This window comes from Mesotoga sp. B105.6.4 (genome assembly GCF_002896535.1).
Classification (GTDB): domain Bacteria; phylum Thermotogota; class Thermotogae; order Petrotogales; family Kosmotogaceae; genus Mesotoga.
The window spans coordinates 36394-57334 of the sequence record NZ_JWIM01000008.1 but is presented as its reverse complement, the minus strand read 5'-3'; the positions used below and the strand labels follow the sequence as shown (position 1 = coordinate 57334).

Sequence of the window (20941 nt, the reverse complement as noted above, 5' to 3'; positions counted from 1 at the left end):
ATTCCTCCCCATTAGACCTTATCGATTATCTCGCCGCACTTCTTGCAGGCTCTAACCTTTTCGCCATTCTCAAGGATTTTGTGCGCAACTCTCGTAGGCTTATTACAGTTGGGGCAGACAACCATCACTTTCGAAACATATATTGGAGATTCCCTTTCAATTATTCCACCTTCACGGTATTGATTGGTTGGTCTCTGATGCTTTTTCGTGAAGTTGACACCCTCAACTATTATCTTCTTCTCCGAGGGAATTGTCTTAAGAACTTTGCCCTTCTTGCCCCTGTCTTTACCAGATATCACCATTACAATGTCTTCTCTCTTCACTCTACTCATTTGCGTCACTCCTCACCAGACTTCCTGGGCTAGAGAAGCTATCTTGGAGAATCCCTTATCCCTTATTTCTCTAGCAACAGGTCCAAAGACGCGTGTTCCTCTGGGCTGGTTCTGCTTGTCAATAATCACCGCAGCATTGTCATCGAAGCGAATGTAGGTACCGTCTGGTCTGCGAATCTCCTTCGCCGTTCTAACAAGAACGGCCCTCACTATATCGCCCTTCTTGAAATCTGTGTTCGGCGCCACATCCCTCACTGCAGCAACTACTATGTCACCAATGGTTCCCGATCTCTTTCTGTAACCACCGGTAACCTGAATGACCTTAATCATTCTCGCACCGGAATTGTCGGCGACCTTCAGGTAAGATTCAGACTGGATCATTTCTGGTCACCTCCGGAGCCTTCAACGGCCTCGGGAGTCTCAGAAATTTCTCCTGTATAAATATCCTTCTTCAAAACCTTGACAAGTCTGAATTTCTTCATCTTGCTCAACGGTCTGCATTCCTCGATCTCTACTGTGTCTCCCATTCCAGCAAGACCATTGGGATCATCTGCGTGATACTTCTTAGTAGTTTTCATCGTCTTCCCATAGAAGGGATGTATATGCGTTCTTGTTACACTTACTACAATCGTTTTATCCATCTTGTCACTTACTACCGTTCCTACTAGTGTCTTTCTTGGCATGGCGGACTACCTCCTTATCCCCAGCTCACGACCGCGAAGGATAGTCTTTATCCTGGCTATGTCGCGCTTTACTACAGTTATCTGGGAATGGTTCTTCAACCTGTTCATTTCCAGCTGGAACCTGAGGTCCATCAGCTTTCTTTTTGAATCTTCGAGCATCTGAGTGAGTTCTTCATCGGTGAACTTTTGAAGTTCGACTGCTTTCATCAGAGCTCACCTCCTATCTGATACCTCGGTACTATCTTTGTTCTGATAGGTAACTTAGAAGCAGCTTTTTCGAGAGCCTCTTTCGCAAGCTGGTCAGGCACTCCTCCTATTTCGAACATGATCTTCCCGGGCTTCACGACAGCTACCCAGCCTTCGACATCTCCCTTTCCCTTCCCCATTCTCACGCCAATACCTTTTGATGTAATAGGTTTGTCAGGGAAGATTCGAATCCAGAGATTACCATTCCTCTTAAGTGTTCTCGTAATCGCAATTCGGCAGGACTCGATCTGCTGAGCAGTTATCCAGTGTGGTTCGAGAGCCTTTATTCCCCATTCACCAAAGTGAACGATTGTCCCGCCTTTTGCCTTGCCGTTCATCTTACCTCTTTGTTGCTTCCTGTATTTTACCCTTTTGGGCATTAACATTATGAACTACCTCCCCTCTTGCAATTACACCTGTACGTCGCCTTTGTAGATCCATACCTTCACTCCGATTATTCCCATCTTAGTAAAGGCTGTGGTGTAACCGTAGTCCAGATCAGCTCTGAGGGTCTGGAGAGGAAGTCTTCCTTCCAGGTACCACTCTGTCCTGGCAATATCAGCTCCGTTCAGTCTTCCGGAAACCATTATCTTGATACCTTTAGCTCCCTTTCTCATTGCAGTGAATATCGCTCTCTTCATGGCTCTCTTATAAGAAGCTCTCTTCTCAATTCTTGACGCAATATCCTCAGCAACAAGAATCGCATCGGTCTCGGGTGTTTTCACTTCTTCGATATTCAGCTGGAACTGCCTGGTTATAAGCTTCTCCAGCCGCTGCCTTAGCAGCTTCACTTCACTGCCTTTCTTTCCAATCATCACACCAGGTCTGGCGCACTTGATGGTAATAACCACCTTACCTGGCTCCGGCCTTTCGATGTAAATGTCGGAAACTCCGGCAGCCATGTAATTCTTCTTAAGAAAGTCCCTTATCTTAAGATCTTCGAGTAGATATTCTTTGTAGTTCCTCTCGTTAATCCATCGGGCTTTCCAATCTTTACTTACACCAAGCCTGAATCCATAAGGATGTACCTTCTGACCCACTTATGTCACCTCACTCCTGAGGATTGCTAGTTTCTTCGCGGTTTGCTACAACAACGGTTATGTGGCTAAATCTTTTCTGCTGAATATCTGCTCTTCCTCTACCTCGCGGCCACAATCGCTTCATTCTCGGACCGTCATCAACTACAGCTTTTTCAACATAGAGACTATCGATATTCAGTCCAAAATTGTTCTCTGCATTTGCTACTGCAGAGCGCAGAACTTTGTAAACCAAACGGGAGGCCTTTTTTGGTGAGAACTCTAGAATCTGAAAAGCCTCGCCCACTTCCTTATTTCTTATTGCGTTGACAACTGATCTCGCCTTTCTAGGGGAGATTCTGACAAACTTCGCAACTGCCTTTGCCTGAGTGACAGGAGTTGCTGCTGCTTCTTCTTTGCGCTTCCTATGGAAAACAGAACGCTTATCTCTCTGCGTAGCCTGCGCCATCTCAGCACCCTCCCTCATCTTACTTCACCCTTCTTGCTTTTCTTATCGGCATGCCCACCGAACCTCCTGGTGGGAGAGAACTCACCCAGTCTGTGACCAATCATATTCTCTGAAATGTAAACAGGTATATGCTTCATCCCGTTGTAGACAGCTATTGTGTGTCCGATCATTTCAGGAAGAATCATGGACGCCCTGCTCCAAGTCTTTATGGGTTTCTTTTCTCCCTTTTCATTCAGCTCTCTAATCTTTTTCAAGAGACTCGGGTGTACGTATGGGCCTTTCTTCTTAGATCTCGACATCTTCAACTACACCCCCTGATCAATTCTGGTTCCTGCGCTTCACTATGAGGTTATCTGAAGGCTTCTTGTTCTTCCTTGTCTTGTAACCTCTGGCCGGCTGGCCCCAGGGGCTCTGAGGAAGGTGTCCCTTAGAACGCCCTTCTCCTCCACCCATCGGGTGATCGACCGGGTTCATCGTCATGCCTCTGACCGACGGTCTAACTCCAAGCCATCTCTTTCTACCTGCTTTTCCATGGACCTCATTCGAGTGTTCTTCATTTCCGACCATGCCGATAGTTGCCATGCATTTCACAACTACTCTTCTCAACTCACCAGACGGCATCCTAAGAAGAGCGTATCTTCCCTCTTTTGCCATTAGCTGTGCGTAGGTACCCGCAGCTCTCGCAATCTGGCCGCCCTTGCCTGGTATAAACTCAACGTTATGCACGATCGTGCCGACCGGTATTCGCTCCAGTGGCATTGAATTTCCAACTGAAATTTCAGCCTGGTCGCCGTTCTGAATACCATCTCCGACCTTCAAACCCTTCGGAGCCAGCATGTATCTCTTCTCACCGTCGATGTATTGGAGAAGAGCAATCCTCGCCGTTCTGTTCGGGTCATACTCTATCGATACGACTTTCGCAGGAATACCTATCTTGTCTCTCTTGAAATCGATAACCCTGTAACGCTTTTTGGTTCCGCCACCCTGATGTCTAACAGTTATCCTTCCATGATGGTTTCTACCCGCGTTCTTGTTGATTGGCTCCAGAAGAGACTTTTCCGGTTCAGTCTTTGTAACTTCCTTGAAGTCTGGAAGAAGCATAAACCGTCTGCTTTTGGTGACGGGATTAAACTTTCTCAATGCCATATCATCTCACCTCACCTTAGTGTTGGCCTTCGAGTTCTTTAATCCTGTATCCAGTCACAAGCGTAACGATTGCTTTCTTCCAGGACCTCGACTTGCCAACAAAGACACCGCGCTTCTTTGGTTTTCCCTTCATGTTCATGATATTTACCTGTTTAACCTTCACATTGAAAAGCTTCTCAACGGCGTCTTTGACTGTCTGCTTATTGGCATCTCTATGAACCTCAAAAATGTACTTGTTCAATTCACCAGAAGCAACTGTCTTTTCAGTGATCAACGGTCTGAGGAGAACGTCTCCGTAATACTTCTTTTCAGTCATTACCCGAGCACCTCCTCGATCTTACGAACAAGATCAGTAGTGATCACAAGCTTTTCATGATTTACTATGTCGTAGACGTTAAGCCCGTCGATATTCGCCTTACTGGTGACGGCTGTATTTCCGGGATTGTCTGCGATTATTACCTTCACGCCATAGATGTTTTTCCCGGAGAGTCTAACGTTCTGATACTCATCCTTCTGCCACGGCAGAACGAAGAGCGTCTTCTGCGACTTATCGAGTCCAAGGTTACTCAAGACCTCCCTGAGCTGCTTCGTCTTTGGTTTGTCGAATTTGAGATCATCCAACACAATTAAATTGCCTTCATTGAGTCTGATACTTAGAACTGATCGTAGCGCAACCTTCTTCATTTTCTTGGTCATATTGAACGACCAGTCTTTTGGCTTCGGTCCATGAATCACTCCACCGTGCCTCCAGAGTGGACTTCTGGTTGAACCGACTCTGGCTCTTCCTGTGTGTTTCTGGGCCCAGGGTTTTCTTCCCCCGCCCCTAACCTCTGATCTTGTCTTCGCCGAAGCCAGTCCGGCACGTCTGCCTGAAAGCTGCATATTAACGTATCTGTACATCAGATCCTTGTTAGGTTCAACGTTAAAAACGCTTTCACTCAGTTCTACTGTGCCAACTTTCTGGCCGGCCATATTCACAACGTCGGCTTGAGCCATTGTTGCGTCCTCCTTCCAACACATTTTCGGGGCTATCTGTTTGCGCTCTTGATTATTAAGAGGCCGCCCCTCGCTCCTGGAACTGCGCCATAAATGGCTAAGAGTCCATTCTCTGCATCGACTTTTACTACGGTTAGATTCTTTACTGTCTTCTTTTCGTTACCGTACTGACCGGGCATCTTCTTGCCCTTCCAGATCTTCGCCGGATCAGTGTGGTTACCTACTGAACCTAGCTCTCTGTGGAATTTCGAACCATGAGAAGCCTCTCCGCCTCTAAAGTTCCATCTCTTCATCGCGCCGGAAAAACCTCTCCCCTTCGAAAATCCAGTCACATCTACCTTCTCGCCTTCAGAAAAGACGCCGACTTCTATGATATCACCAACATTGAAGTCATTGACGTTACCAAACTTGAACTCTTTGAGAACTCTATGTGGTTTGACCTTTGCTGCTTCAAACTTTTTCACCAGAGGCTTTGTAAGTATTTTCTTTGCTCTTTCCGGTGTAAGCTCTTCGAATCCAACTTGAACGGCGTCGTATTCGCCACCTTCACTCGTCTTTTTCTGTACTACTGTACATGGACCGGCTTTCACTACGGTAACTCCGAAGGCTTTTCCATCTTTGTATATAGTTGTCATACCGAGTTTTCTACCCAATATACCTTTCATCTATCACACCTCCGAAGTCTCTTTACAGTTTAATCTCCACGTCTACACCCGCGGGGAGGTCGACTTTCATAAGAGAATCTATCGTCTTTGGTGTAGGATCTAGGATCTCAATCAACCTCTTATGAACTAGCTTCTCAAACTGCTCTCTTGCATCCTTGAACTTGTGTGGCGAAGTTAGAACAGTGTAGAGCGTCCTCTCCGTTGGCAATGGCACCGGACCCGATACCTTAGCATTGGTGAGCTTTACAGCTTCGACAATTTTCTTGGCCGACAAGTCAAGCAGTTTATGATCGTAAGCCTTCAAGCGAATCCTGATTTTTTGCTTGGCCATGCCTAAATGTTCCCTCCTTCTGTTAACAGGGAAGGGAGATTACTCCCCCTTCTCCTGGAAAGACCGTTAATCACTCAATTATTGAGCTGACGACTCCGGCGCCAACTGTCCTGCCACCCTCACGGATTGCAAATCTCAAACCCTTTTCAATCGCAACGGGGTAGATAAGCTGGATAGTCATTTCAACGTTATCGCCAGGAATAACCATTTCGACACCCTCGGGAAGATCCGCGATTTCTCCAGTAACGTCTGCTGTCTTAATGAAGAACTGAGGCCTGTAACCCTTTGTAAACGGAGAATGGCGACCTCCCTCTTCCTTCTTCAGAACATAGACGTTTGCAGTGAATTTCTTGTGAGGTGTTATTGATCCTGGTTTTGCAAGTACCTGCCCTCTCTTGACTTCTTCCTTTGCCACACCTCTCAGAAGTGCCCCGATATTGTCGCCGGCCTGCCCCTCATCAAGGAGTTTTCTGAACATTTCCACACCGGTACATACTGTCTTCTTCGTCTCATAGGAAAGTCCAATTATCTCAACTTCATCACCGACATGAACAGCTCCGCGCTCGATTCTTCCAGTAACTACCGTTCCTCTTCCTGTAATGGTGAAGATATCCTCCACTGGCATGAGGAATGGCTTGTCAGTTTCTCTGACAGGCTCCGGGAAGTAATCGTCGCAGGCATTCATCAGCTCGTATATGCTCTCTGTCCATTCATTTGGACTATCTGCTTCAAGTGCCTTCAGCGCAGAGCCCTTGATAACTGGAAGCTCGTCACCAGGGAACTCATAGGAGGAAAGAAGCTCTCTTACTTCTTCCTCAACCAGTTCGACCAATTCTTCATCGTCGACTGCGTCGACCTTGTTTATGTACACCACCATTGCGGGAACGTTGACCTGTCTCGCAAGGAGAACGTGTTCCCTCGTCTGAGGCATGACACCGTCAGTAGCAGCGACAACAAGAATAGCCCCGTCCATCTGAGCGGCTCCGGTGATCATGTTCTTGATATAGTCAGCGTGACCTGGACAGTCGATGTGGGCGTAATGCCTTTTGTCAGTCTGGTACTCGATATGAGCAACGTTGATTGTGATTCCTCTTGCTTTTTCCTCCGGCGCCTTGTCAATTGAGTCAAACGGGGAGAAGTCAGCAAGACCCTTGAATGCCAGACTCTTTGTAATTGCCGCAGTAAGAGTAGTCTTACCGTGGTCAATGTGTCCAATCGTACCGATGTTAAGATGTGGTTTTGAACGTTCAAATTTTTCCTTAGCCATGGTTTCCCTCCTCCAAAAACTTATTTGGGATCTCTATCTTCCAAGAATCTTATCTGCAATTTTCACTGGAACTTCCGAATAGTGGGAGAACTGAATAATGTGGATTGCTCTTCCCTGCGAGAGGGATCTGCAAACTGTCGCATAACCGAAAAGCTCGGAAAGAGGAACGTGAGCCTTAATAATCTTGAGACCAGCCCTGGTCTCGAAACCCTCAATCTTGGCTCGCCTGGAATTCAGATCAGCAATCAAGTCTCCCATATATTCTTCAGGCGTATTAATCTCTACAGCCATTATCGGTTCAAGCAAAGAAGGACTCGCTTTGCGTACAGCTTCTTTGAAGGCCATCGATCCAGCAATACTGAAAGCAATCTCCGAAGAATCCACTTCATGGTAAGAACCGTCCAGCAAAGAAACTTTCACGTTGACCATTGGGTAACCAGCAAGAAATCCCGAATCCATCGCTTCTCTGACTCCACGCTCAACAGGCTTTATGAACTCCCTCGGAATTGTTCCGCCAACCGTACTGTCTTCAAAAACGAAGTTGGAATTCTTGTCAGTGATGGGCTCAACACTTAAGATCACATGCCCGTACTGACCCTTGCCACCGGTCTGTCTTATATACTTCGCTTCACCAATGGCTTTCGCTCTTATTGTCTCTCGATAAGCGACCTGTGGGTTTCCAACCCTTAGGCCAACGTTGAACTCTCTCTTGATTCTCTCAACAATTACCTCAAGATGAAGTTCCCCCATTCCCGACAAGATCGTCTCTCCCATCTCGGTGTCAACATAACTCCTAAGGGAAGGATCCTCCTCTACGAGAGCAAAAAGCGCTTTACTCAGCTTAGAAGCATCATCTTTAGTCTGTGGTTCTATCGCAATCGAGATTACAGGTTCCGGAAACTCGATCTTCTCCAAGATAATCTTTTCATCAGCACGACCCACTGTTTCTCCGGTCATGGTATTCTTTAAACCAACGACTGCAACTATATCCCCGGCACGTATATAGTCAACCTCTTCTCTCTTATCTGCATGCATAAATAGTAGTCTGGAAATCCTCTCCTTGACGTTCTTGTTTGCGTTAATTACGTATGATCCCTTCTCTAGAGAACCTGAATACACCCTTAAAAAGGTCAATTTTCCAACAAATGGATCAACCATTATCTTGAAAGCCAATGCAACAAAGGGTCCGTTCTCGTCCGGGTGAACCTCAATTTCATTTCCACTGTCAATTAACTCTCCTATTACGGGGGGTAGATCCTTCGGCGATGGCAGGTAATCGACAACAGCATCGAGCAGCAGCTGAATCCCCTTGTTCTTAAAGGCAGATCCACAGAGAACCGGAGTCAATAGTCCCGCAAGAGTAGCTTTCCTTATTGCCGCTTTCATTCTATCTGACGGAAGATCCTTACCCTCTATATATAACTCCATGAGTTCTTCATCAAACTCAGCGACGTGAGTAACCAGATCTTCACGAGCCTCTTCCACCTCGTTCAGCATACTCTCAGGTATCATGGAGACTCCGTATTCCGTCCCGTTTTGGTTAGTCCATCGAAACGCTTTCATCTCGACAAGGTCAATAACGCCTTCGAAGTTTGCCTCAGAACCAATTGGGAGCTGAATTGCCACGGGGTTGGCCTTCAATTTAGCAATCATGGAATCAACTGCCGCCTTGAAATCAGCTCCGATTTTATCCATCTTGTTCATGAAGGCAATTCTAGGGACATGATATTTGTCTGCCTGTCTCCAAACTGTCTCGGACTGCGGCTCTACTCCAGCCTGAGCGTCAAACACGGCAACGGCGCCGTCAAGAACCCTCAACGATCTTTCGACCTCAACCGTAAAGTCAACGTGCCCGGGTGTATCAATAATATTAATCCGATAATCCTTCCAAAATGCTGTAGTTGCTGCAGAAGTGATAGTGATGCCTCTTTCCTTCTCCTGGTCCATCCAATCCATTGTTGCGGTACCTTCGTCAACACTACCGAGCTTGTAATTTTTTCCAGTATAGAAGAGAATACGCTCGGTGGTAGTTGTCTTACCCGCGTCTATATGAGCCATTATTCCTATGTTTCGGGTCTTTTCTAGGGTCGTGACTCTCTCTTTCACTATCCTTCCTCCTGCCGAACTGCCTCTACCATCTGAAATGAGCGTAAGCCTTTCCAGCCTCCGCCATTCTGTGCACGTCTTCTCTCTTCTTAACTGCGTTTCCCTGTCCATTGTATGCGTCAACAAGTTCCAAAGCGAGCTTCTCTTTGAGTGGTTTGCCCGACTTCGACCTAGCGGATGTTACTATCCATCTTATCGCAAGCGCAACTGCACGTCTTTCAGGAACTTCGAAAGGTATCTGATATGTAGACCCCCCAACTCTTCTTGGCCTTACTTCCAAAAGAGGCTTCACGTTGTTAAGAGCTTTCTTAAATGCCTCCATCGGGGGCTGCTTAGTTCTCTCAGAGAGAGCTTCGAGTGCTCCATATACCGTTGCTTCTGCCTTGCTCTTCTTTCCATCAATCATTATCTTGTTGATTAATCTTGTTACTACTGCGTCATTGTAGATTGGATCAAGTACTACTTCTCTCTTCTCAGACTGACGTCTTCTCATCTAGAACTGCCTCCTTATTTCTTCGGCCTCTTGGCGCCATATCGACTTCTCGACTGCTTCCTGTTCGCTACACCTTCAGCGTCTAAAGTACCTCTCACTATCTTGTATCTTACGCCAGGAAGGTCCTTCACTCTTCCACCTCTCACAAGAACTACGGAATGCTCCTGCAGGTTGTGACCTTCACCAGGAATGTAGGCCGTTACTTCTGTCCCATTTGAGAGACGTACTCTCGCGATTTTCCTCAGAGCTGAGTTCGGCTTCTTAGGTGTCATTGTAGAGACCCTTACACAGACTCCTCGCTTCTGAGGATTGTTTTCAAGAGCCGGAGAAGCAGACTTCTGCTTCAACTGTTTCCTTCCGTGTCTTATCAATTGATTTATAGTGGGCATCTGGTTGCGATTCGCCTCCTTATAAGCATTTTGCCGAAAGCAATTGTACAATGCGCTGGTGGTACTGTCAATTGAAGCTAGCTGAACGGGATGTTTCAGGTAGAAAATGTTACCTAAGAGTTACTTCAAGTTTGAAGATTCTCCGACTAACTGAAAAAACGAAAGTTGCTGATTTGATTGCCCATTCTTTATTGATTCATCGAGCTCTTGAAGAAAGACGATTAGATTCTTCAGAAACAACCTGGAATGCAAAAGACTGAGATTTACTCTCTTCTCTCTCATGTTTGAAAAACTGTACCCCAGAAGTTTTGCAACTCTTGCACTAGCTATACCGGTCGAACTAGAGATATCTTTTATCTCCGTCCAAGTCACTCCTGTTCGTCCTTTTCTCTTCTCCAGTATCGTACCCAAATCAATAGCAAGCTTAGCCAGTACCGAGGAGAAGTAAGTAAATGGAACCGATGATTCCTTGGCGAAGCTAAGAAAACTCTCATCATTACTCAAGAAGCAAACCGCAAGGAATTCAACCTCTGTAGCGATATCGAAATCGATAAACTTCTCAACAGTTTTCTCATCTATTTCGGGAGAGAGTACGGATAATTTTTCAAGTTCACGGAGGATTCTGAATTCTTTCTTTCCCACTCTGCTTAAAATGACCTCAGCAGCAGCCCTAGAGATCGTTTTCCCGATAAGTTTGGCAATTTTCATTGTGTGCAACTGCCACTTGTCGTCTTCCCACGGCTTAGGAAGAACGAAGATGTGCTTTTCTGACTCAACATCTATGTTCAAACGTCCCTCGATGAAAACATCGATCTCCTCACCTAAGGAAAAAATCAACGCCTCAACGGCCTTCCTCTCCTCTTTCTTCCAAAGATCAAATTTGGAGAGCTTCACAGGTTTCGGTCCGAACATCCCCACGGTCGAAATAGCCGTCCTGAACTTTACGCTCTTGTCAGGCATATCTTCGCTTATGTGGAAAAAACCCGTTGCTCTCTCTCGAATGAAGAAGTCTTTCAGAACCTCACTGTCCCCCGTTATCTCGTATATCATAGCTTAATGCTCCTAACCACACTTCAAATCTATCTTCAACAGGCTGGCCTATCTCCGGATACTGGCTTATGACACAACCCGAGCCGTGAATTACTATCTTGTCGACCCCATAGATCTCCGCAATTTCTCTTACATCTAGTAGTGAGTATCCTCCTAGATCGGGCATCTTCCAGCTGTAAACACCTTCGTAGATCTCTTTTTCAACACCTATCCCGTATAGATTTCTCACAATTGACGCAAACATCGGAGCCGCTACGAATCCTCCGTAGTAAGCGCCTGCCTTCGGTGTATCTATCATTATATATAAAGTGTATGTCGGATTTTCAACAGGAAAGAAACCGTAGAAAAGTGAATAATAAGTCTCTTCGTTATACCCTCCCGGTCCAGCCTTTTGAGCAGTTCCGGTCTTCCCGGCTATTCTGATTCCATCAACTCTGGCCATTGTGCCGGTTCCCTCGATCACTACGCTCTCAAGTATTGGAAGCATGGTTGAAACTAGTTCTGGGGAAAACAGAGTCCCATCAACTTTCTTAGGAATGTTTGTCAGCCCCTCACCGCTCCTTATGGCTCTGACAAACGTTGGAGTAATGAATTGCCCCCCTGAAGGAAAGACATTGAGAGCTTTTACCATCTGGAATATGTTAACCCCGAGACCCTGACCTATTGGGAACTGGTAGGGAGAAATCAAAGACCAATCCTTTGCCCTGGGTAGAATTCCGGGAGTCTCGCCAGGAAGATCTACTCCTGAGAGCCTACCAAACCCAATATTTCTTAACTGATTGTACATTTCCTCCTTACCAAGAGTATTAAGTATCTTCCCGCCCACCTGAACTGCAGCAACGTTGCATGAATTGATGATTGCCTCCCTGAAAGTCTGAACACCGTGTCGTTCGCCCTCTACATCTCTGATAACTATGTCGAGTCCAGGAACAGGCTGGATCCTTCCAGTGCATTGAAAAGTCATGGTTTCTGTAATAGATCCGCTTTGCAACGCCAATGAGTAGATCAACGGTTTTATTGTTGAACCTGGTTCAAAGATTCCCATCAATCCAACGTCCCAGTCGTAAGCACCTGCATACGCCAGTATCTTTCCCGTCTTGCTCTCTATGAGGAGCGCAACTCCACCGTCTGCCATGTTCTTCTCGACGGTTGTCATTAGTTCTTCGTATACCATCTTCTGAATGTCTATGTCAATCGAGAGATATATGTCATCGCCATTTGTTGGTTCTTCTCTCCAGGCACTTGTGAGCGTCCTTCTTATCAAACCGTCCTCTTTGCCTGAAAGATGCTCGTTGTAGCTTAGCTCTATACCATTAAGCGGAACCCCGCCCTTGTCAAGCTTACCGATTATCCTATCTAAACCATATTCTCCAAAACTCAATCTCTCCCTCTGCATTTCCAGGGAGATATACCGTCTTGTTATCGGTGTAATTCTTCGTTGCATCTCATCGTTAGTCGGCGCAGTGCCAAGAAGGAGAAAACTCTTTGTGCTCTGAAGATTTTCCTGAAGCTTCTCATAAGAAATGCCGAAAGAAAGCTCAACATTCTTGAGAACACGATCCACTTGATCGGACGAAGTCGCAAGTCGTAGATACCCAAGATCAAGCCATGCTTCATAGATCAGTGAATCACTAGCTAGAAGTCTGCCTCTTGAATCGTAGATAGAGCCTCTCAGAGCAGGAATCTTGTTTACTCCGAGCATCACCGGCAAATCCGGGTCAGTAAACAGGGAGATATATCCCGCTCTTACCGCGAAGACTCCTACACAAAGTATAAGAAGAACATACAACAGTGTAACTCTGCTAGCCAGTCTCTTGATTTAAGATCCACCTCGACAAAGTTCTACTTTTCTGCTCTCACCCCAACAACCGTCTGTAAATATGAAATTTCCCTAGAGACATCTCCTAGTCGAGACTTCATGACTGTGATGCTCTGCTCTCTATTCGTCGCCACCTCTGTAATTTTATCAACTTCATTGCCAAAATAGAACGGGAGAGCAATTGAAACTGCCAGTGAAAGAAAAATCACAAGAACTTGCAGAAAACCAAATAAACCCCATACTTCACTGTTCGTTAAGGCTTCGCCGCCCTCACGCGCCAGCGATTTCCGCTTCGCTGTTATGGCTTGCACGAGATGTTCCTCCCTTCAAATCCGCTCCGCTGCCCTCAACCTTGCACTTCTTGCTCTTAGATTGAGTTCTACTTCTTCTTGTGACGGCTGTATGGGTTTCTTCGTAAGGATCTTCAACTCTGAGTCCGATTTCTCCCTGAATACCCTTTTTGCTATGCCGTCTTCCAAAGAATGAAATGAAATAAAAACGATCCTACCGCCTTGCTTAAGAAAACCGGGAATGCTTCTCAGGACACCTTCGATGTTCTCTAATTCCTTGTTAACTACAATTCTTATCGCTTGAAACGTCTTTGTTGCGAAATGTCTTTTCCTCTTGTACCTTTCGGCCGGTGGCATTGCTGCTTTCACTGCATCGTGCAACTCTCTGGTAGTAGATAAAGGTCTTCTGTTAACTATGCATTTCGCTATTCTTCTGGCAAATCTCTTCTCGTCACCATACTCAAAGATGATCCTCGACAGTTCACTTTCGCTGTAGCTGTTCACAACATCTGCTGCTGTAATCTTATTTGAGAGATCCATACGCATATCGAGCGGTTCGTCCAGTTCGTACGAAAACCCTCTTCCTTTAGCCTTCAGCTGAAAAGTGGAAGTGCCAACATCCAACAAAACTCCGTCTACCCTTTCAACGCCTGCCTGCCTTAATACTGTTTCGAAATCAACGTAAGAAGAATTAAATAGTCTGAACTTGCCCCGGTATTCTTCGAGATTCTGCTCCGCTAAATCCAGAACCTCACGGTCTACATCCAGTCCAATGACTCTTGCCTGACCGTTGGTGGCCTTCAGTATTGCCTTTATGTGACCACCCTCTCCAGCGGTACAATCAAGATAGGTACCCTCAATACGTCCACCAAGCAAATAATGGAGCGCTTCGTGAACCATAACGCTCCTGTGGTGTTCATCATATTGCCTGGACACTGAATTCACTCCGCTCGGAAGAATAATAACATTTTTCTATAGCCAAAGTCAAACTCATAGCGATATTCATTCGAGAGATTTTTCTATTGATGAGAAGAAAAGCAGTTCCTTCTCAATGAATTCGTCTATCTCTCCATTCATTACAGATTGAATGTCGCCAGTCTCCGCATCTGTTCTGTGGTCTTTAACCATTGTGTAAGGCTGGAATACGTATGATCTTATCTGATTTCCCCACGAAATATCTTTTTGATCACCCATTAGCTTGAGTTTCTCGTTACGCTTTTTCTCTATCTCGATTTCAAATAGCTTTGCGTAGAGCATCTTCATTGCATTTGCCTTGTTTTGGTGCTGAGACCTTTCCGTCTGACATGCAACAACTATTCCTGTTGGAAGATGAGTAATTCTAACGGCAGAGTCTGTTTTGTTCACATGCTGCCCACCGGCACCGCCGGATCTGTATGTATCGACCTTGAGGTCTTCAGGTTTTATCTCGATTTCAGGTACTTCATCCATCTCGGGAAAGACACTAACAGAAGCAAAAGAAGTGTGTCTTCTGTGATTTGCATCAAATGGAGAAATTCTTACTAGCCTGTGGACACCCGCCTCAAACTTCAGCTTTCCATAGGCATGTGGACCAGCCAAATTCAGGGTTACACTCTTGATTCCTGCCTCATCTCCAGGCAATTCATCGACTATAGTTATTCTGTATCCATTTCCTTCGGCCCATCTCATGTACATCCTCATTAGCATTGACGCCCAGTCCTGGGACTCGGTTCCTCCGGCACCTGGGTGAATTGACATAAAACAGTTGTTATTATCGTACTTTCCGCTCAGGAGGATCGTTAGCTCAAACTCCCTGACCTTCTTTTCCGCCGATCTTACAAGCTCTTCAACGTTCTTGACGAAGCTTTCGTCTTCTCCCGATAGCTCAACAGCAATGTCAATGCTTTCAAACTCCTCTTCCACATCCCTTAGAAGAGCAAGGATTCCGCGGAGCGACTGCGCATCTATTCCCAGCTTGGAAGCCTCTCTTTGGTCGTTCCATATTGAGGGATCACTCATCCTTTTTTCGATATCCTTCAGTTTCTCATCTATCTTCTCGAGATCAAGAGTCTCTCTTATTGAATCGAATTTCTCCCTCAGCTCTTGAATTCTCAAGTTTGTTTCATAGCTAATCAAGTTACACCTCCGGACTAACGTTTCACCTTGAACCTTTTTGTGCCCTTCTTCTTGCCGCCAGTGTCTGCCTTTTTTTCTCCTCCGACTCCACTGAAATCCGAGTGCATAGCTTGAAGACTTCTGAATTCCTTGTCGGCGTTTTGCTTGGCCTTATCACTATCGACTCTAACTATTCTGACTATGGCACTGGCAATGTCATCATAAAGAGAATCGGTCAACTGCTGAAAAAGAATGAAAGACTCTTTCTTGAATTCTATCACAGGATCTTTCTGACCGTAAGCTCTTAAACCCACCGAGTCTTTGAGGTGCTCAATAGATTCTAGGTGTCTTCTCCATCTCTCATCGATCATCCTTAGCATAATGTACTTCATCACCTGAGGGAACTCATCTCCAAATGAAGCCTTCTTTTCGGCATAAATCTTCTGCAGAAGCGACAAGGTTACGTTTCTAAGCTCCTCGACGTTCTTAATGTCCTTGAGCCGCTCAATGTCCCCTGCAGGCAGGAAACTGAAGGAGACTTTAATATCTTCAAAAGAAGGAAGCTGCGCAAGTCCCGACAGTCTTCTATCAACTACATCTTCAATAATCTCAAAGACATTCGAATCGATCTCTTCGCCCTTCAATACCCAGTTGCGGTGAGCATATATGGCGCTCCTCTGCTGATCAATAACCGAATCGAGCTCGTAAAGGCGTCTCCTAATCTCGAAATGCATTCCCTCAATCTTTTTTTGAGCAGACGAAATAATCCTGCTTAGAAGCGAATGCTCTATTGGTTGACCTTTTTCGATCTTGAGGGTATTCATAATCGATTGCATTCGTTCGCCACCGAACAGTCGAAGAAGATCATCTTCAGTAGAGAGGAAGAATCTTGACTCTCCTGGGTCGCCCTGTCTACCTGATCTGCCAACTAGCTGATTGTCAATTCTTCTGCTCTCGTGCCGCTCCGTTCCAAGAACGTACAGTCCTCCAAGTTCCACAACCCCATCACCAAGTTTTATGTCAGTTCCTCTCCCGGCCATATTAGTGGCTATAGTAACGGTTTTTCGCTCACCTGCATTAGCCACGATTTCTGCTTCTCTCTCATGGTATTTTGCATTTAAGACTTCATGAGGAACCCCCTTTTTCTGCAGCATTTTGCTCAGGAGCTCACTCTTTTCTATTGAAGTAGTACCAACGAGCACTGGCTGTCCCTTCTCATATCGTTGAGCGATCTCAGCAGTGATCGCTTCGTTTTTCTCCTCCCTTGTCTTATAGATTGCATCTTCTTTATCCAGCCTAATTACTCTCTTGTTCGTCGGAATAACGGCGACCGGAGTATTATACATAGAAATGAACTCGGATTCTTCAGTCGCGGCCGTACCGGTCATTCCCGATACCTTTTCATAGAGCTTGAAGTAATTCTGAAAGGTAATAGTTGCGAAAGTGACTGATTCCTGTCTTATCTGCACGTTTTCTTTGGCTTCTATGGCCTGATGAAGACCCTCAGAGTACCTTCTTCCAGGGAGCAACCTGCCGGTGAACTCGTCAACAATGACAACTTCACCTTCATTAGTAACAAGATAATCAACTTCTCGTCTGTAGAAAATCATAGCCTTCAATGCATTCAAAAGATGGAAGATGTAGTCATAATTACTGGGGTCGTAAAGATTTTCTATCTGAAGAAGCTTCTCAGCCTTTTCTATTCCTTCATCTGTAAGGGTCACCGTTCTGTCCTTTTCATCGACAACAAAATCTTTTTCGGCCTGAAATCGCTTTGCAAAGAAGGCGAACTGTCTATACAGACTTGACGAGTCCTGAGCGGGACCAGAGATGATCAGTGGCGTTCTCGCCTCATCTATGAGGATTGAATCGGCCTCATCTACAATCACGTAGTTGTGGCCTCTCTGAACTTTGTTCTCGAGAGAGTAGACAAGATTGTCTCTCAAGTAGTCAAAACCAAACTCATTTGCAGTTCCATAAGTTATATCGCAATCATAGGCTTTTTTTCTCTCCATAGGCTCCATTGCTGCTTGGATGAACCCAGCTTGCAACCCAAGATACTCATAAACCGGCCCCATCCATCCCGCATCCCTTTTTGCAAGGTAATCGTTCACAGTTGCGAGATGACAACCCTTACCTGACAGAGCATTTAGATACAGGGGCATCGTTGCCACAAGAGTTTTTCCTTCACCGGTTTTCATTTCTGCGATCTTGCCTTCGTTTAGAGAAAGAGCACCCATAAGCTGCACGTCAAAGGGTCTCATCTTCACTGTCCTCTTGGCAGCTTCTCTTGCCAGCGCAAAGGCCTCCGGCAGAACAGACTCAAGCGACTGGCCCTCGTCAATCCTGGCTTTGAATTCCTCAGTTTTCTTCACGAAATCTAGTCGATCGTACTTACTGACCTCTCGCTCTAATTCATTTATCTTTTCAACTGTTTTTGAATACTTCTTGAGAAGCATTTTGTTTTTGTCGAATATCTTCGAGAAAATCCCCATCAAATCACCTCAATAGAAACGTAGCGCGTGAATCATATTACCGTTTTCATAGAAGGTTTGCTGGTAGAGGAGAGCGCTATCTACAGAAATCCCCATGAGAGATCTAAAAACCTTCTTCATGTCAATAAATGCATGCAAGATATCGTTGTCCATGCCCAATCTTCTGACGAATTCGTAACTTGTGTTACTACTCAAAACCTCTGCATTAGAAAGCAATCTGTAGTATTCGTCGGGTGTAAGCGAAGTGAGCACGGTTGTCTCGGCTGAGAAAATGAAATATATGGTATCAAAATCATTCTCAAGTTCGTAGATACGGCTGCCCCTGTACGAGGACTGAACCGCACCCCACTCTTTGAGCGGTCCTTCGAGTCTTTCGGTATCCGGGCTTCTGTTAGTAAACACCGCTGTTACTCTCGGAGTCTCAGAGACCAAATCACCATATATCCTTGTATTTCCTGTGCTTTCTCTCGAGAGAAGGACAACAAAATCCGCAAGTTCTCTGTAAGGTTCGAGATCAAGCTCAAACCAGTGAGCGAGCTCCTTCCTCAAGGTCTCTACAGATGAGGAAGGAAAGAAAACCGTGTAGTCACCAAGAGTTGCCTTTGATGCCTCTACCTCCTTGGCATCAGACAAGGAAATCATCTTCTCAAGCTCTTCACTGTCCACAAACATCGTATCCTGAACAATCGTAGCTGTAAGTGTATGTCCTTCCGGACGAGCAAAAACCACAGTACTTTCGATTGAAAAGGTAGACTCAAGTCCCAGATCAAGCTGAAATCGGTCTCCATCAATATAACCGGCAAGAGTGAAGTCATAACTCTTCTCCGCAACCTCTCTGCCCTTACCGTTTGACTCCAGTAACCTACCACCTTCTCCAGCATATGTCTTCATAGCCAGAGTAACAGCCTCTTTATTACCGCCGATTATTAGGTAGTCATCTGCGGCATTGTAGAAGAGAGTTCCTGTACTGCTCCTCAACTCGTTAACTGTCTCTCCAGGTTGAACGAATATTGCCATATCCAGAAGGGCTGCCGTAGCTTTCAATAACTGAAAGGAATTAGAGGTTCTCCAAGCTATGAAAACTCTGTTCCTGGTGAGCTTCAGTTTCTCAAGGAGATAAAACGGATCAAACATCAGCAGATCATCAAGAGAGAGATCGATACCTTCGCCAACGAGAAGAATGTCATTATTCAAAGCGTTCTTAAGAAAACTCGTATCGACCTCCGCATTGTATCCAGCAGCATCGATTATCCCATAAAAGGCTCGTTCAGCACCGAACCCGTCATCCCCGAGATAGGCACCGAAAAAATTGGTGCTGTCCCTGAGAACTTCCATCGTTGATCTCAACCCACGAAGAATGAGAAAATAGCCGACATCTTCAGGAACGAAATCGAAAATATCTTGTGCCACTAATGCGGAAAAAGAAACAAGCACCAGCATAAAAACGAGTAAGGATTTCAAGCTCTCCCGGATCACTCAAGTGAACCGGGGTTTTCCCTCCCTTCAAACCAATTGGTTGCTATCCCGATCGAAAAACGCGAAAGCCTTCTCAATCAAATAGTCATAGTCTAACTCAACAAATGTCTCCCCAGCAACCGAATAGAGAAGATACTCGATGTTACCTCTTTTGCCTTTGATTGGAGAAAACGTTATTCCTACGGGAAACATGCCACTACTAACAAAAGCCTTTACAAATACTTCTATAACTTCGCGATGAGCCATACGTGAGCGCACCAATCCCTTCTTAACAACACCCGGACCAACTTCAAATTGTGGCTTTATTAGGACCACCGCTTCTCCGTTGTCTTTCAGAAACATCCTAAAGAGCTCTGCCAAACCTGCTGTAGAGATGAATGATAAGTCCGCGGTCAATAGATCAACTTCGCCCCCAAACTGCTCAATAGAGAAATCTCTTATGTCAGTTGACTCAACTGACAAGATTCTGCTGTCCTCTTTAAGTTTGTTACTGATCTGGTCTTTCCCAACATCTACACAAATCACACTGGCTGCACCATTTTCCAGCAGAAGTTGTGCAAAGCCACCGGTTGATGCACCAACATCAAGTACTCTCCTACCTTCAGGTTTTATTCTGAACTCATCGATAGCTTTCTTCAGTTTGTAATACCCTCGCCCTACCGGCATAAAGGAGTTCGAGGCGACTATTTCTCTGTCAGAATCCACCTTGTAACCCGGCTTAAGAACAATCATACCATCTACAGTAACTTTTCCGCTCCTGATCAGTTCTGCTGCTTTCGTTCTACTCTCAGACAGCCCAAGCCCAAACAATAGTTCATCAAGTCTACGTTTCAAACTCATCAAACACCGCTTTGTAGAATACAAGTCCCTGAGGAGGGGCAGTTCCTGGAAGCGTTGATCTATCCTGTGAAGAAAGGAATTCAGAGACGGCTTCTTCAGAAGTGCTCCCGGTGCCAACTTTCACAAGCGTACCGACGATATTCCTTACCATTCTCTTGAGAAAGGAGACTCCCTCGACCCTAATGAGTATAAGACGAGGGCTCGTCCTGACAATTCTAATGGCTGAAACGGTCCTTATTGGATTTCTGTCATCCCGGCCAGTCCTGAAAGCAGTAAAGTTGTGTTCTCCAAGAAGTCGACTCCCTGCTCTCCGCATCGATTCAATATCCAGAGTATACGGGAACCACCAGACAAACCTTCTTCTGAAGATGTCCGGTTCGCTTGAATTGAGAATGTAATAGTGATAGATCCTCTTCTTCGCAGCAAATCTTGGGCTGAAATTCTCCGCTACTTCATACACTTTTCTAACATACACGTCCGCCGGAAGATTCGCGTTGAGCGCAGCTTTCATTGTTGGAGCATCCAATCTATCGAGGTTCGAATCAAAAGCGATTACCTGACCATAGCCGTGAACTCCCGTGTCTGTTCGACCGGCTCCCTGACTCGAGACTCTGAACTTGTGAATTCTTTCCAGAGCTTCTTCGAAGATGCCCTGTACAGTTCGCATATCCGGCTGATTCTGAAAACCGAAGAAATCGGTCCCGTCATACGACACTACTGCAGCGAATCTCTTCACAG

26 protein-coding genes are annotated in these 20941 nt (G+C 45.6%); all 26 read right to left on the bottom strand.

Annotated elements, in window-relative coordinates; all coding sequences use genetic code 11:
* Window positions 1–11: 11 nt before the first annotated feature.
* Entirely contained in the window at window positions 12–332 is a 321-nt protein-coding gene (gene rplX, locus RJ60_RS03185) for a 50S ribosomal protein L24 (RefSeq protein WP_099828915.1), read from the bottom strand.
* Window positions 333–344: 12 nt separating this feature from the next.
* On the bottom strand, window positions 345–713 hold the full coding sequence (rplN, locus tag RJ60_RS03180; RefSeq protein ID WP_099828914.1) for a 50S ribosomal protein L14: 369 nt from the start codon (window positions 711–713) through the stop codon (window positions 345–347).
* Entirely contained in the window at window positions 710–1015 is a 306-nt protein-coding gene (gene rpsQ, locus RJ60_RS03175) for a 30S ribosomal protein S17 (RefSeq protein ID WP_099828913.1), read from the bottom strand. The genes rplN and rpsQ overlap by 4 nt, the downstream gene beginning before the upstream one ends.
* Window positions 1016–1021: 6 nt before the next feature.
* The gene (rpmC, locus tag RJ60_RS03170) at window positions 1022–1222 is read right to left on the bottom strand and encodes a 50S ribosomal protein L29 (RefSeq protein WP_099772028.1); all 201 of its coding nucleotides are present in this window, start codon (window positions 1220–1222) and stop codon (window positions 1022–1024) included.
* Window positions 1222–1647, bottom strand: a complete 426-nt coding sequence (gene rplP, locus RJ60_RS03165) for a 50S ribosomal protein L16 (RefSeq protein ID WP_006492352.1) — start codon at window positions 1645–1647, stop codon at window positions 1222–1224. Before rplP ends, rpmC begins: the two co-directional genes overlap by 1 nt.
* 24 nt (window positions 1648–1671) lie before the next feature.
* The gene (gene rpsC / locus RJ60_RS03160) at window positions 1672–2301 is read right to left on the bottom strand and encodes a 30S ribosomal protein S3 (RefSeq protein WP_099828912.1); all 630 of its coding nucleotides are present in this window, start codon (window positions 2299–2301) and stop codon (window positions 1672–1674) included.
* A gap of 10 nt (window positions 2302–2311) precedes the next feature.
* Window positions 2312–2746 carry a 50S ribosomal protein L22 gene (gene rplV, locus RJ60_RS03155; RefSeq protein WP_099829017.1) on the bottom strand — a complete coding sequence of 145 codons (435 nt, stop codon included), beginning with the start codon at window positions 2744–2746 and terminating at the stop codon, window positions 2312–2314.
* 14 nt (window positions 2747–2760) lie between these two features.
* Window positions 2761–3045: a 30S ribosomal protein S19 gene (rpsS, locus tag RJ60_RS03150; protein ID WP_039882973.1), complete on the bottom strand. Its 285-nt coding sequence runs from the start codon at window positions 3043–3045 to the stop codon at window positions 2761–2763.
* A gap of 19 nt (window positions 3046–3064) precedes the next feature.
* The gene (rplB, locus tag RJ60_RS03145; RefSeq protein ID WP_099828911.1) at window positions 3065–3892 is read right to left on the bottom strand and encodes a 50S ribosomal protein L2; all 828 of its coding nucleotides are present in this window, start codon (window positions 3890–3892) and stop codon (window positions 3065–3067) included.
* A 16-nt stretch (window positions 3893–3908) separates the two neighbouring features.
* On the bottom strand, window positions 3909–4208 hold the full coding sequence (rplW, locus tag RJ60_RS03140; RefSeq protein ID WP_099828910.1) for a 50S ribosomal protein L23: 300 nt from the start codon (window positions 4206–4208) through the stop codon (window positions 3909–3911).
* The gene (gene rplD, locus RJ60_RS03135; protein WP_099828909.1) at window positions 4208–4888 is read right to left on the bottom strand and encodes a 50S ribosomal protein L4; all 681 of its coding nucleotides are present in this window, start codon (window positions 4886–4888) and stop codon (window positions 4208–4210) included. Before rplD ends, rplW begins: the two co-directional genes overlap by 1 nt.
* A gap of 32 nt (window positions 4889–4920) precedes the next feature.
* On the bottom strand, window positions 4921–5553 hold the full coding sequence (gene rplC, locus RJ60_RS03130; RefSeq protein ID WP_099828908.1) for a 50S ribosomal protein L3: 633 nt from the start codon (window positions 5551–5553) through the stop codon (window positions 4921–4923).
* A gap of 22 nt (window positions 5554–5575) precedes the next feature.
* Complete coding sequence (gene rpsJ, locus RJ60_RS03125) at window positions 5576–5884, bottom strand: 30S ribosomal protein S10 (protein ID WP_006492343.1); 309 nt, start codon at window positions 5882–5884, stop codon at window positions 5576–5578.
* 70 nt (window positions 5885–5954) lie between these two features.
* Window positions 5955–7151, bottom strand: coding sequence for an elongation factor Tu (tuf, locus tag RJ60_RS03120; RefSeq protein ID WP_099828907.1), 1197 nt, complete (start codon window positions 7149–7151; stop codon window positions 5955–5957).
* A gap of 33 nt (window positions 7152–7184) precedes the next feature.
* Window positions 7185–9209 carry an elongation factor G gene (gene fusA / locus RJ60_RS03115; protein WP_243392227.1) on the bottom strand — a complete coding sequence of 675 codons (2025 nt, stop codon included), beginning with the start codon at window positions 9207–9209 and terminating at the stop codon, window positions 7185–7187.
* A gap of 73 nt (window positions 9210–9282) precedes the next feature.
* On the bottom strand, window positions 9283–9750 hold the full coding sequence (gene rpsG, locus RJ60_RS03110; RefSeq protein WP_099828905.1) for a 30S ribosomal protein S7: 468 nt from the start codon (window positions 9748–9750) through the stop codon (window positions 9283–9285).
* 14 nt (window positions 9751–9764) lie between these two features.
* A complete protein-coding gene (gene rpsL, locus RJ60_RS03105) occupies window positions 9765–10139 on the bottom strand; it encodes a 30S ribosomal protein S12 (RefSeq protein WP_006492338.1) in 375 nt (124 codons plus the stop codon).
* Window positions 10140–10259: 120 nt separating this feature from the next.
* Window positions 10260–11189 (bottom strand): DNA polymerase III subunit delta, encoded by a 930-nt coding sequence (locus tag RJ60_RS03100; protein ID WP_099828904.1) that lies wholly within the window; start codon window positions 11187–11189, stop codon window positions 10260–10262.
* Complete coding sequence (locus RJ60_RS03095; protein ID WP_243392221.1) at window positions 11161–12978, bottom strand: penicillin-binding transpeptidase domain-containing protein; 1818 nt, start codon at window positions 12976–12978, stop codon at window positions 11161–11163. The genes RJ60_RS03100 and RJ60_RS03095 overlap by 29 nt, the downstream gene beginning before the upstream one ends.
* A 53-nt stretch (window positions 12979–13031) precedes the next feature.
* Window positions 13032–13319 carry a hypothetical protein gene (locus RJ60_RS03090; protein ID WP_099828902.1) on the bottom strand — a complete coding sequence of 96 codons (288 nt, stop codon included), beginning with the start codon at window positions 13317–13319 and terminating at the stop codon, window positions 13032–13034.
* A gap of 15 nt (window positions 13320–13334) precedes the next feature.
* Window positions 13335–14234, bottom strand: coding sequence for a 16S rRNA (cytosine(1402)-N(4))-methyltransferase RsmH (gene rsmH, locus RJ60_RS03085; protein ID WP_099828901.1), 900 nt, complete (start codon window positions 14232–14234; stop codon window positions 13335–13337).
* Between the two features lie 66 nt (window positions 14235–14300).
* Complete coding sequence (gene prfB, locus RJ60_RS03080; RefSeq protein WP_099828900.1) at window positions 14301–15413, bottom strand: peptide chain release factor 2; 1113 nt, start codon at window positions 15411–15413, stop codon at window positions 14301–14303.
* Between the two features lie 14 nt (window positions 15414–15427).
* Window positions 15428–17887 carry a preprotein translocase subunit SecA gene (gene secA, locus RJ60_RS03075; RefSeq protein WP_099828899.1) on the bottom strand — a complete coding sequence of 820 codons (2460 nt, stop codon included), beginning with the start codon at window positions 17885–17887 and terminating at the stop codon, window positions 15428–15430.
* Between the two features lie 9 nt (window positions 17888–17896).
* Window positions 17897–19348 (bottom strand): hypothetical protein, encoded by a 1452-nt coding sequence (locus RJ60_RS03070; protein ID WP_099828898.1) that lies wholly within the window; start codon window positions 19346–19348, stop codon window positions 17897–17899.
* A 42-nt stretch (window positions 19349–19390) separates the two neighbouring features.
* Window positions 19391–20203: a TlyA family RNA methyltransferase gene (locus RJ60_RS03065; protein ID WP_099828897.1), complete on the bottom strand. Its 813-nt coding sequence runs from the start codon at window positions 20201–20203 to the stop codon at window positions 19391–19393.
* Complete coding sequence (truA, locus tag RJ60_RS03060; protein ID WP_180977910.1) at window positions 20187–20939, bottom strand: tRNA pseudouridine(38-40) synthase TruA; 753 nt, start codon at window positions 20937–20939, stop codon at window positions 20187–20189. Before truA ends, RJ60_RS03065 begins: the two co-directional genes overlap by 17 nt.
* Window positions 20940–20941: the final 2 nt, after the last annotated feature.

Excerpts from the sequence above, each read along its gene's own strand:
- rplD (WP_099828909.1), bottom strand. The coding sequence starts at position 4,888 with ATGGCTCAAGCCGACGTTGTGAATATGGCCGGCCAGAAAGTTGGCACA.
- rpmC (WP_099772028.1), bottom strand. The coding sequence starts at position 1,222 with ATGAAAGCAGTCGAACTTCAAAAGTTCACCGATGAAGAACTCACTCAG.
- rpsQ (WP_099828913.1), bottom strand. The coding sequence starts at position 1,015 with ATGCCAAGAAAGACACTAGTAGGAACGGTAGTAAGTGACAAGATGGAT.
- rplP (WP_006492352.1), bottom strand. The coding sequence starts at position 1,647 with ATGTTAATGCCCAAAAGGGTAAAATACAGGAAGCAACAAAGAGGTAAG.
- rplC (WP_099828908.1), bottom strand. The coding sequence starts at position 5,553 with ATGAAAGGTATATTGGGTAGAAAACTCGGTATGACAACTATATACAAA.
- rpsJ (WP_006492343.1), bottom strand. The coding sequence starts at position 5,884 with ATGGCCAAGCAAAAAATCAGGATTCGCTTGAAGGCTTACGATCATAAA.
- rpsL (WP_006492338.1), bottom strand. The coding sequence starts at position 10,139 with ATGCCCACTATAAATCAATTGATAAGACACGGAAGGAAACAGTTGAAG.
- RJ60_RS03065 (WP_099828897.1), bottom strand. The coding sequence starts at position 20,203 with ATGAGTTTGAAACGTAGACTTGATGAACTATTGTTTGGGCTTGGGCTG.
- RJ60_RS03100 (WP_099828904.1), bottom strand. The coding sequence starts at position 11,189 with ATGATATACGAGATAACGGGGGACAGTGAGGTTCTGAAAGACTTCTTC.
- rplB (WP_099828911.1), bottom strand. The coding sequence starts at position 3,892 with ATGGCATTGAGAAAGTTTAATCCCGTCACCAAAAGCAGACGGTTTATG.
- rplN (WP_099828914.1), bottom strand. The coding sequence starts at position 713 with ATGATCCAGTCTGAATCTTACCTGAAGGTCGCCGACAATTCCGGTGCG.
- secA (WP_099828899.1), bottom strand. The coding sequence starts at position 17,887 with ATGGGGATTTTCTCGAAGATATTCGACAAAAACAAAATGCTTCTCAAG.
- rplX (WP_099828915.1), bottom strand. The coding sequence starts at position 332 with ATGAGTAGAGTGAAGAGAGAAGACATTGTAATGGTGATATCTGGTAAA.
- rplV (WP_099829017.1), bottom strand. The coding sequence starts at position 2,746 with ATGGCGCAGGCTACGCAGAGAGATAAGCGTTCTGTTTTCCATAGGAAG.
- rpsG (WP_099828905.1), bottom strand. The coding sequence starts at position 9,750 with ATGAGAAGACGTCAGTCTGAGAAGAGAGAAGTAGTACTTGATCCAATC.
- rplW (WP_099828910.1), bottom strand. The coding sequence starts at position 4,208 with ATGACTGAAAAGAAGTATTACGGAGACGTTCTCCTCAGACCGTTGATC.
- tuf (WP_099828907.1), bottom strand. The coding sequence starts at position 7,151 with ATGGCTAAGGAAAAATTTGAACGTTCAAAACCACATCTTAACATCGGT.
- rpsS (WP_039882973.1), bottom strand. The coding sequence starts at position 3,045 with ATGTCGAGATCTAAGAAGAAAGGCCCATACGTACACCCGAGTCTCTTG.
- fusA (WP_243392227.1), bottom strand. The coding sequence starts at position 9,209 with ATGGCTCATATAGACGCGGGTAAGACAACTACCACCGAGCGTATTCTC.